Origin of the sequence: Commensalibacter communis, assembly GCF_947179105.1 — a bacterium.
Taxonomy (GTDB): Bacteria; Pseudomonadota; Alphaproteobacteria; order Acetobacterales; family Acetobacteraceae; genus Commensalibacter; species Commensalibacter communis.
The window spans coordinates 126,461-136,560 of record NZ_CAMXCK010000004.1; the positions used below are offsets into that span (position 1 = coordinate 126,461).

General features: G+C 35.5%; 10 protein-coding genes. 6 read left to right on the forward strand and 4 right to left on the reverse strand.

Annotated elements, in window-relative coordinates; genetic code table 11:
- Window positions 1-232 precede the first annotated feature (232 nt).
- Window positions 233-865 (reverse strand): YceI family protein, encoded by a 633-nt coding sequence (locus PQG52_RS08590; RefSeq protein ID WP_271829022.1) that lies wholly within the window; start codon window positions 863-865, stop codon window positions 233-235.
- A 127-nt stretch (window positions 866-992) separates the two neighbouring features.
- Between PQG52_RS08590 and PQG52_RS08595 the strand changes: the two genes are divergently transcribed.
- Window positions 993-1,901, forward strand: a complete 909-nt coding sequence (locus PQG52_RS08595; RefSeq protein WP_271790052.1) for a LysR family transcriptional regulator — start codon at window positions 993-995, stop codon at window positions 1,899-1,901.
- Window positions 1,902-1,912: 11 nt separating this feature from the next.
- Here PQG52_RS08595 and PQG52_RS08600 read toward each other — a convergent pair whose 3' ends face one another.
- On the reverse strand, window positions 1,913-2,416 hold the full coding sequence (locus PQG52_RS08600) for a D-glycero-alpha-D-manno-heptose-1,7-bisphosphate 7-phosphatase (RefSeq protein ID WP_271829023.1): 504 nt from the start codon (window positions 2,414-2,416) through the stop codon (window positions 1,913-1,915).
- A 271-nt stretch (window positions 2,417-2,687) separates the two neighbouring features.
- Here PQG52_RS08600 and PQG52_RS08605 point away from each other — a divergent pair, with 271 nt between their 5' ends.
- Entirely contained in the window at window positions 2,688-4,136 is a 1,449-nt protein-coding gene (locus tag PQG52_RS08605) for a carbohydrate porin (RefSeq protein WP_271790054.1), read from the forward strand.
- A 78-nt stretch (window positions 4,137-4,214) separates the two neighbouring features.
- Entirely contained in the window at window positions 4,215-4,673 is a 459-nt protein-coding gene (locus PQG52_RS08610; protein WP_271790055.1) for a hypothetical protein, read from the forward strand.
- On the opposite strand, the gene PQG52_RS08615 is transcribed toward PQG52_RS08610, so the two are convergent.
- Entirely contained in the window at window positions 4,670-5,365 is a 696-nt protein-coding gene (locus PQG52_RS08615; RefSeq protein ID WP_271829025.1) for a nucleoside/nucleotide kinase family protein, read from the reverse strand. The genes PQG52_RS08610 and PQG52_RS08615 overlap by 4 nt on opposite strands.
- Window positions 5,366-5,621: 256 nt before the next feature.
- Between PQG52_RS08615 and PQG52_RS08620 the strand changes: the two genes are divergently transcribed.
- From PQG52_RS08620 to PQG52_RS08630, 3 genes are all read left to right on the forward strand, one after another.
- Window positions 5,622-6,320 (forward strand): dTMP kinase, encoded by a 699-nt coding sequence (locus PQG52_RS08620; protein WP_271829027.1) that lies wholly within the window; start codon window positions 5,622-5,624, stop codon window positions 6,318-6,320.
- Between the two features lie 173 nt (window positions 6,321-6,493).
- The gene (locus PQG52_RS08625) at window positions 6,494-6,961 is read left to right on the forward strand and encodes a phosphatase PAP2 family protein (RefSeq protein WP_271801974.1); all 468 of its coding nucleotides are present in this window, start codon (window positions 6,494-6,496) and stop codon (window positions 6,959-6,961) included.
- 42 nt (window positions 6,962-7,003) lie between these two features.
- Window positions 7,004-7,879 (forward strand): hypothetical protein, encoded by an 876-nt coding sequence (locus PQG52_RS08630; protein WP_271829028.1) that lies wholly within the window; start codon window positions 7,004-7,006, stop codon window positions 7,877-7,879.
- Window positions 7,880-8,015: 136 nt separating this feature from the next.
- On the opposite strand, the gene PQG52_RS08635 is transcribed toward PQG52_RS08630, so the two are convergent.
- Complete coding sequence (locus PQG52_RS08635) at window positions 8,016-9,764, reverse strand: GH39 family glycosyl hydrolase (RefSeq protein ID WP_271829029.1); 1,749 nt, start codon at window positions 9,762-9,764, stop codon at window positions 8,016-8,018.
- Window positions 9,765-10,100 lie beyond the last annotated feature (336 nt).

A 10,100-nucleotide genomic window follows, 5' to 3' on the forward strand; every position in this document is an offset into this window, starting at 1 on the left:
GCATATGAATAAAAAGCACATATTAAAATCAAAGTAAAACGTATAAATTTTGACCTCGATAATGATTTTAATATTGTTATGCCAAAATCTATAATTCTTTTTAATGTGTTGAATATAAACAATATAAGTGTTTTCATTATTTATATTCCCATAAACTTTGTCTTGATATTAGACAAAGCAAAATAAGTTGGCAATCAATACCAACTTATTATCATCATTACGTCATATTTTATTATTTTTTCTCAAAAGCAGCAGCAATGTTTAAATCGACCTCGTCTCCAACTTTGGGTAAATAGGTCATAATTCCGAAATCGCCACGGTTAATTTTACCTGTGATTTGGAACCCAACGGTATATGCTTTGTTTAATGGATTAACCCCTGCTCCAATATAAGACACATGTAATGTGACTGGTTTAGTAACACCATGCAGAGTCAAATTCCCTGTTACATCTGCGGTTTTATCTCCCGTTTTAACAGATTTCGTCGAGACAAAATGCGCTGTTGGATATTTTGCTGCATCAAACCAATTTGGATCTTTTAATTCTGTGGTCAATTTTGTGCTGGTTGTTTGAATGCTTTGAATAGGGATTTCGATCGTTAATTTGCTTTTACTAACATCGTGAATATTCAAATTTAATGAGCCCGCAATATCCGAAAAATTACCTGAATAATTCGTAAATCCGAAATGAGAGACTGAGAATATAATTTGAGTGTGATAAGGATCAATCTTATAGTTGCCATTTTTAACATCCTGAATCGTGCTGACAACATCAGATCCTGTTTGTTGAGCAGAAACCGCATAGGCACCTTCTGTTGCTAAAAATAAAGCGGTTGCACTAAATAGCGCTGCAATAATTTTTTTCATAATTTTTTCCTTTGCTTAATATTTCAAACTATATTTTAATCTATTGTAATCGACTATAAAGAGTTCTTTATCTTTGAAAAGACCTCTTTTTATTAAAAGATTATAAACTATGAGTGTGAAATAAAAAATGCTTGATCGTATTACCAGCATGCAAATCTTTGTTAAAGTCGTCCATACGGGCAGCTTTTCCGCCGCAGGACGAGCCTTTCACTTGTCGCCAACGATGGTCACCAAACATATTAATGCACTAGAGCAACGATTAAATTGCACCCTATTACACCGAACTACACGCAAGATTTCTTTAACAGAAGCTGGCACTTTATTTTACCAAGGCTGCGATAAAATTCTTTCAGATATTGATATTATTGAGCAAACCATTACTGCACAACATATTAATCCAAAAGGTCATTTGAAAATTAATGCCCCTCTTTCATTGACGTTACAGCATTTTTCCCCTTTACTGATCGAGTTTTACAAGCAATATCCCGATATTACTATTGAACTTGGGCTAAATGACCGTATCGTTGATTTGGTCGAAGAAGGCTGGGATCTCTCTTTACGCATAGGAAAAATGGTGTCCAGCACCCTCAAAGCAAGAAAACTGGCACCCATTGAGTTTATTTTATGTGCCTCAGCCGATTATTTAGAACGGCACGGGAAACCAACACAAATCCAAGAACTCTCTGAACATCAATGTTTGCTCTATAGTCTAGGCACTCTTATGAACCGATCTTATTGGAAATTTGGTAAAAATGGAGAGCATAATATTCATGTTCATGGCTCATTCACTGCCAATAATGGCGAGATGCTTAAAAATGCCGCCATCATGGGTCAAGGCATCGCCTATCTTCCGAAATTCTTATTAACTCAAGAGCTGGCCGATAAACAGCTTATTCCACTTGATCTCGATCATCCAACCATTCAAGACGCTGCGTTATACATTATGTATCCGCCTTCTGACTATGTACCTTTAAAAAGCAGAGTGATGATTGATTACCTTGTGGAACAATTTTCTAAAAAAGCACCTTGGGATTGATTGGATTGACACTAAAATTCTTGTAGAATCTTTTGAACAAAATGGTCAAGATTACCACCGCTGAATAAATATCCTTGGATATTGGCATTTTTAGCAGCCTCTATATCTGTATCTCGATCTCCAATTAAAAAAGAGCGTTCTCGATCTATCGACCACTCTTGGCAGGCACGCTCAATCATTCCTGGATTGGGTTTCCGATCAGGGTGGTCTTGACGATAAGTCTCTATCACTCCGTCAGGATGGTAAGGGCATAGATAAAACGCATCAATATGAGCATGATAAGTTTTTAATTCTTGCGAAATATATTGATGAAACTGATGCACATCTTGCTCGGTAAAATATCCCCTCGCTACTCCAGATTGGTTGGTCACTATAATCACCAGAAATCCTTGTTGGTTCAGACGTGCAATTGCATTGCCAGCTCCATCAATCAGTTGTAGATCAGATTGACGACATGGGTATCCTGTATCCACATTAATCACACCATCACGATCCAAGAAAACACAACGGTTCATAGTTAATCCTCAAGCATATTAATTCGTTTTTATTTCAGAATAAAACAGTGATTATAATTTTATTCACAGTAACAGATTGTTTATGTAAAAGAAAAAACTTTATATAAAAACGCTTTGCTTTAACTATAATTTCATTTATTAACGCATTACTTCAAAAGTTAGCTTTTTTTACTTTTTCAAAAATTATGATAGAGTGTTTCTTTTTTATCATGATAATAGAATTGTCTTCTTTGCTCAATCTATTCAATCAGAAAGGTATAAGATTAATTGGATGGTTAATAAAATTATAAAACATTCTCGCATAATATTTTATATAAGCACCTCTTTTGTTACAGCGTCTTATTGCGCTTCTGCATTTGCTAAACCGGAATTGCACCAAAAGGAAGACAAACAATTAGATCAACTTATTCAAACAAGAGACGATACGCCCAATCAACCTTCTGCTTTAAATAATCCAGAGGCAAATCCAGATATTAATCCTTCTCAAGAATTGCTCTTGGGCGGTGTTAATAAATATTTAGACCAATATGGGATCCAATTAGGTCTAAGCTGGCTCACTGAAACCGCAGGGGTTGTGCGTGGTGGCAAAAAAAAGGGGGCAGATTATGCCCACCAAATTGCATTTTCAATTGACATGGACTGGGAAAAAATAATTGGTTGGAAAGGCTTCTCCACTCATGCCATGGTTTTAAATCTAGCTGGGCGTAATGCCAGCAGCGACTATGTTGGGGATTCGCAAATGCAAGCCCAAGAAATCTATGGCGGTGGTTATGACCGTGTCTTGCATATGAATTATCTCTATGGTTTACAAAAGCTATGGGATGATAAAGTTGAAATCCGCTTTGGTCGAGATAGTGTTGGAAATACTTTTGCCATTAGCCCTTTTGCCTGTCAATTTATGTTACTTGCTACATGCGGACAACCCAGAAGTATTCAATCTCAGCAAGGATTCAGCCCATGGCCTGGCACGGTTTGGGGGGCGCAAATACATTATAATATTTCGAAATCAACCTATTTCCAATTTGGCGCTTATGAAAGCTCGCCTTGGGGAACAGGGAAAGGCGGCCCGACAGGCCTCAAATGGGGGGTCAAAGCGGCAACAGGGGCATATGTTCCCATAGAGTTTGGATATAACTCCAACTTTGGCAAGAACCATTTAAATGGCTATATTCGCATCGGTGCAGGCTTGGATACCAGTAAATTCGAAACATGGTCCAGCAAAGCAACAGGGTCAGGTAAAAAAGATCATACTAGCCAATATTGGGTTATGCTTGGACAAATGATTTATCGTAATGACCAAGTCAAAGATCATGGACTATATGTTATTGCCAATTGGGGACACGATTCTCCATTAACTGCCAACTATAAAGATTTGTATAATATAGGACTATTAGATCGTGGCTTCTGGCATGCCAGACCCTATGACCAAATTGGGCTGATGATGACTTACTATACAGTTCCAAGAGGGCTTAGCAGAGCACAACAATATCAGATCAATAATGGATTGGTCACGCAAACGAATGGTATCTTTGGCGGTTTAATCAATGGTGCGCCAGGGATTCAAACCAATAGTATGCTATTTGAAGCAAATTACAGTATCGCTGTTTATCGCGGTGTTATGATTATGCCTGTTTTTGAATATTTTCATAATGTTTCTGCCACAAGAAGCACGTATAAAGACGCAACTGTCCTTGGGTTCCGAACCAATATTATTTTCTAGAAAATCGATTTATTGCCATAATTTGATGATCTTATTATCAGATCAGAGCATCAAAAACTAAACTAGGTATCGGTAATTATGTTCACAACAAAGCGTTTTGTATATATATTTTTCTTAGGAACGATCACAGTTGCTATGAATAGTAATCAGCCTGCTTTCGCACGTCATCATCATAAGGACGGCCCACCGCCCCCCTCTGTGGTTACTTCCAAAGATACACATTTGAATCCTCAACAAAGCTCCGATGACATTTCGCCCTTTGCAAAACAAGCAGCAGAAAAAGCACGTCAACAACAATCCAACTCAGCACAACAAGCTAAAAACGAGAAAAATGGTCCAGCTGCATTGATTCCTGACCACTATACAAAACGTTCGCAAAAAATAAATGGCACAGATGGATGGGTTAATAGCAAGCGACGTACAGGAAAATATGATATGGGCATTAATATGCCCGTTTCGCAGACAGCGGATCCAACACAAAATAAAACACGAGGTGTCTTCCGCCGTTCAATGCCAGTTTATGAACCAAATTACTAGGGCTTTTTGATTAAAACCTCACGAATAGCATTTTTTGCTTCCTGAATGATCTCTTCTAGGGGCTGTTTATGACTATATAAGTCGATAATTGGCGCCCCATTAAATGTAAGTTTCTCTATGGACTCAATTTTTTTAACCATCGAAGATAAACGATGATCGGGCTTACGTTTCATTGCGGTATCAATATCGACATTCAACCGAATCACAAGATCGGGTTTATGATCGGCCATCCAACGATATAATCGACGTTCCCATTGTGTCAACCAGCGTGAAATGATGTTATCAGGATGATCAATTGTTAAATCAGGCCCATCCAACCCGCCAATGACCGATATTTGGGGATAGCGATCTGTAATAATTAAAAAGCCTTGTTTCTTAAATCGCAGCATTTTATAAAAACGATAGACCCGCTTTAAAGATAATAAAAACATAATGCACGCAACCCCCGCTTTTGGTCCTTTGTCCGAACGTGCCTTATTCGCTTTACCTGCTATTTTATGATCTAATTTTTTACCCAAGAATGGTAACTTAGCGATCATACGACCAATATTTCCTGTTTGACGCCCCAGATGGCATAAGCGTACAGGATAACGCCCTTCTAGCCATGTCATTAATTCTGAGCAAATTGTTGACTTTCCAGAGCCATCAGCTCCTATAATCGCAATTACTGGCAAGTTTACGTTTTGTTTCATAAATTTTGTTTCTCTAAATTTTTAGTTTAATAATTTGTATATTACAATAAATTACGATAAAATTTGATTTGATTTATCGGCAAGAACAATTATAACTCAATTTTTTAATAGTTGTGTTATCCATAATGTAACTCTTATTTATAACTTAATGTAAACTATCATAATAATTCGGAGAATATGCATTGACATCCTATTATGAATAAGAAATCCATATTATATGGTGTCCTGCAAATTCTTTAATTTTAGAAAATTATATATGTCGTATCAAAATTCCCCCAAGCATTTACCCCCTTTGATCGCCTTTATTGGTTGTGATGGTTCAGGAAAATCTACCTTAAGTTTAGAAATTACCAGTGCTTTATCAAAAATACGCCCAACCCAACGTTGCTATTTAGGGCAAGGATCAGGGAATATTGGTCGACGAATCAGAGAAATAAAATATATAGGCCCCATCCTAGATCGTGTTATCGAAAAAAAAGCGACAACTGCACGTAAAAAAGGTAATAAGATTCCAGGGGTTCTAACCGCTTTGGTTATTTTTCTGTTTTCTTGCATTCGATATTATAATTTTAAAAACATGACTAAAGCCCGCCAAAATGGTGTGTTAGTCGTTACAGATCGCTATCCTCAAACAACGATCTATGGTTTTTATGATGGCCCCGGATTGTCCGCAGCACACACCACGAATTGGTTCATATCCAAGCTGGTTCAATGGGAATATAAACTTTATGATCGAATGGCATCTGTTAAACCCGATATTATATTTCGGTTAAACATTGATGTTGACACGGCATTTGCACGCAAACAAGATCATGATTACGAATTACTCAAAGCAAAAGTTGAAGTAACCCCAAAACTTTCCTTTAGAGGAGCTTACATTGTCGACGTTGATGCAACACTTCCTTATGAAGAAGTCTATCAAATCGTTTGGAATATGATAAAAGACATTATCTAACCTTTATTTTTTATTGGGGCAAACGATTGTCTTTTCATTATAAATTTCTTTTTCTAAACGGCATAATCTTATTTGGAATAGCCATTATTATTGCCCTATTGACATCGTTAGATACTAGCCTCAACAACATCTTTATACTGTCCCCCACGAATCCTTTTGTAGCACTAGTTAGAATGATTTCCAAACTTGGTTCATTTGTAATCATTACTTCTATGACTTTATTATTAGGGATCTGGTTATGGCTAAAAAAACGCATCTATGAAGCCATATGGGTGGTTGCAACTATGGGATCGTGTAGAATAGTTTTTACAACGTTAAAGATCCTTGTTGGAAGGGAACGTCCTGTTTTTGATGAACCCTTGACTCATGCACTCAGCTATAGTTTTCCCAGTGGACATTCAGTAAATTCACTTATGTTCTTACTGGTTTGTTATAGTATTTTTTCTTACAGAAAATCTTTCTTATGGATTGCTATTATCGGCACCCTTCTGATTGGATGGTCTAGACTAGCTCTGGGCGCACATTGGTTTAGCGATGTTCTGGCAGGATGGGGATGCGGTTTCATGTGGATTTCCATTGCTTATCAGGTTAAAATATCTATTCCTTTACAAAACTACGTCAACAAATATTTTCCGAACTAATCATCACTATTATAAAATTCAAAGCAATAAAGATCTTGCATCATGTCAAAAACAAAAGCACCAATCACAGCTAAACAAATTGTTGATTTTGAACGTTTTCACTTCTCAGAACAACAATGCAATCAACTTTATGATATGATTTGTGTTGATGATCAGATTAATCTTGACGTTACATTACCCAACAAAATCACATTTGAATATACACAAAAGCAATTGATAGAAAGCTTTATGATAAGCCGTCAACTATGGCTAGAAGGTATTATAGATCAACAATTTCCAAAAATTATACGGGGTCTATGTACCTCAAGTAAAATCACTGAGGAAAATAAAGTAATCTACAAAATGGTTCGAGCTAAATTTAAACATTTATGCTATGCTTACCGTGGCTTTGATGCACGACATAAACGCCCTTTCCTACTTGGTAATATCACAGGGCTGCTGGGACTGATACAAGATGGATTTAAGAACGATAAAAGTAGTATCGTGATTCCAAATGCTATCCTGTTAAATAGTTTATGGAATGAGCAAGGATTATCTTTTTTAAAGCGTGAAGCCTATCGTTATTTTCCATGTGACCTCGCAGATTTTACATTTACCCTCCATAAAAATGTCAAATTTATTCAACAGCAAATTCAGAAAAATTCGACCTTATCGGCACATGAATTCCATACCTTACGAAAACAAATGAGTATGTTCTCTGCCCTTTACGGAACCTTTGATGTTTTATACTCATCTCCCTATCATCATCAAGTTTTTCAATATCTAGCAACGATTAATGGCCTAATGGGTGATTATCATGATATATTTATCGAAAACAAATTAAATAAGACACAGAATTACTTTTTTGATCGTTTTATATTGCCAGAGAATATCTCTACAAGGTTAGCAATTTTTATTAAATATTTTCAACCTCGATAAAACAAACAAGCAAAAGTCAGGGCAATATTTAGCCTAGTTAGTACTAGAGAAGATATCTTATTCCTCATATTTTTAAGAAATAAGATATCGTAATCTTAAAATTATATTCAAGTTTTTGAAACAAATAGTATTGTGATTAATTAATCAGCTCTACAGTGTATAAAGTTACCGTTGATGAAGTCGCCCCCACATCCGTAATCGTTAACACACGATCGATAAGAGCGCTATCTATAGATGTGGTTACTTGTTCTGGTGTCATACGATCAAGACGACCATCTTCTTTGATACGATATGCTGTTATTTTGTAATCATTATAATTTTCAGGAATATTTGCAATATTAACCGTCAACCCCATACGACTTTGCTCATAGTCTATCGTTTTTTGAGGTAAATTTTCACTAATTGGCAACTGAGGCACTAACTCTTTCTGAGGTACTTCATTATTATACATAATAGTCCTTGGATCAACACCTCCAAACCAATGAGCCTTACTCCAATCATCATCTAATTGATTAGTTGTTCTATTTGAATCTAAATAATATTGTGAATACAAAGAATATCCATTAGGTGGAAATGCAGGTTCAACAAAATTGCTGTCCATTTCAAAATTAGAAGCTAAAATATTAATCTTATTCCCTACTTCGTTTTCTGCAACTAATGTTGTTAATCCAGTACTAAAATCATTATCTTGGGTCAAAATATAGGGTGTTTCAAACATACGGGTAAATAAGTTAAACCCTTGTGCAGCGTATGTACAAAAATTTTTATTTTGTGGTCTCTTAGGGTTCGTCTGATCATTAAATAACCCAAAAGCAGCTCCGTCGCCACGATAATAATAAGCTTTGTCAATTTTAGTATATTGCATACACGTTAATATAGACGTCAAAAATGCAGCATTTTGAGCTGATTGCAGTTTTGTAAAGCTATTCACTGTTCCTGTAGGAGTAGAATTCCATTCAGTACAAAAACTCTCAAGGTTACTAAAACCATGCTTATTTAAAGTATCTTGAATATAGTTCCCAGCATCGATAATGCTTTGTGGTGAACTATTGTAATAATGCCAAGAAAAGAAATCGATGGGAGTATTTGTTGTTTGACAATAATTAAGCAACCCATCGATGTAGGCACCACCAGGATTATATCCATAAGCAACAGCTGGACCACCTACTTTTGCGGTTGGATCAACTGCTTTAATAGCATTGGCTATCTTCGCATAAAATTCATAATAAATTTGTGGGTTATTATTATTCCAAAAAAAGGTCAAATCAGGCTCATTCCAGATTTCCCAATAAGTGACTTTTCTTGGTAAACCAATGCCTTTATAGTTTATAGAATAACGCATTACCAATCTAGACACCAAAAAAGCATAAATATCAAAATTTTCTGGAACCTCATATCCACCATCAAGTGTCCGTCCAATGCGGAACATTACCTCTCTTTGAAGGTTACCAGGATTAACGCTAGCATTATTTATCATGGTTCGACGAATTGCATCATCTGTAATTCGGTAATTCGGACTACGTAAAGCTTGTTTCAAATCGTTATTACGCATACCAACAGCAGCGTAAGGAAAGATTGTTCTTTTATTAGCATAGTCAGCAAGAAATTCCTTTGCTTTATCCTGCTGATCAAAAGGCACAGTAACGAGTAATTGATCAATATTTGAATGATTCGCATTGAACCCGTTATCAATATCGCCCACACCAAAACAATCATGTAACCTGATATGAGTAATTCCCATCTGATTAAATTGATCTTCTAAATCTGGAAAACCCGGAGCAACAGAAATAGGCATACCATTTACACCATTTACTTCCTTTAATAAACCATTATTTCCTGAGGAAGTATTTCTAGAACTCTTATTAATATTAACTGTAAATACCATAATAAAATTATCCTTAATTGTAAAATTTAGATCTGTAATATATATATTATTACGTTAATATTATAACATAAATAATTTTTTATTTATAAAAATTTATTAATACTGTAATTTTTAAATAAAATACAGAATATGTATTTATATACTAATATTTGTTCGATTATATTATTTAATCCAAACATGGGTACTTCTATTATTTCTTATTAACTTATACAAAATAAATTGGAGTTCGAAATACTGATGTCATTTTTTGACCATTTACTGCCAACTCAGTCTTGTTATAATTTGCAAGAATAAAATCAATAATTATAAATTAGTGATTTAAGAATAATTAACGTT

Excerpts from the sequence above, each read along its gene's own strand:
- PQG52_RS08590 (WP_271829022.1), bottom strand. The coding sequence starts at position 865 with ATGAAAAAAATTATTGCAGCGCTATTTAGTGCAACCGCTTTATTTTTA.
- PQG52_RS08595 (WP_271790052.1), top strand. The coding sequence starts at position 993 with ATGCTTGATCGTATTACCAGCATGCAAATCTTTGTTAAAGTCGTCCAT.
- PQG52_RS08600 (WP_271829023.1), bottom strand. The coding sequence starts at position 2,416 with ATGAACCGTTGTGTTTTCTTGGATCGTGATGGTGTGATTAATGTGGAT.
- PQG52_RS08605 (WP_271790054.1), top strand. The coding sequence starts at position 2,688 with ATGGTTAATAAAATTATAAAACATTCTCGCATAATATTTTATATAAGC.
- PQG52_RS08610 (WP_271790055.1), top strand. The coding sequence starts at position 4,215 with ATGTTCACAACAAAGCGTTTTGTATATATATTTTTCTTAGGAACGATC.
- PQG52_RS08615 (WP_271829025.1), bottom strand. The coding sequence starts at position 5,365 with ATGAAACAAAACGTAAACTTGCCAGTAATTGCGATTATAGGAGCTGAT.
- PQG52_RS08620 (WP_271829027.1), top strand. The coding sequence starts at position 5,622 with ATGTCGTATCAAAATTCCCCCAAGCATTTACCCCCTTTGATCGCCTTT.
- PQG52_RS08625 (WP_271801974.1), top strand. The coding sequence starts at position 6,494 with ATGATTTCCAAACTTGGTTCATTTGTAATCATTACTTCTATGACTTTA.
- PQG52_RS08630 (WP_271829028.1), top strand. The coding sequence starts at position 7,004 with ATGTCAAAAACAAAAGCACCAATCACAGCTAAACAAATTGTTGATTTT.
- PQG52_RS08635 (WP_271829029.1), bottom strand. The coding sequence starts at position 9,764 with ATGGTATTTACAGTTAATATTAATAAGAGTTCTAGAAATACTTCCTCA.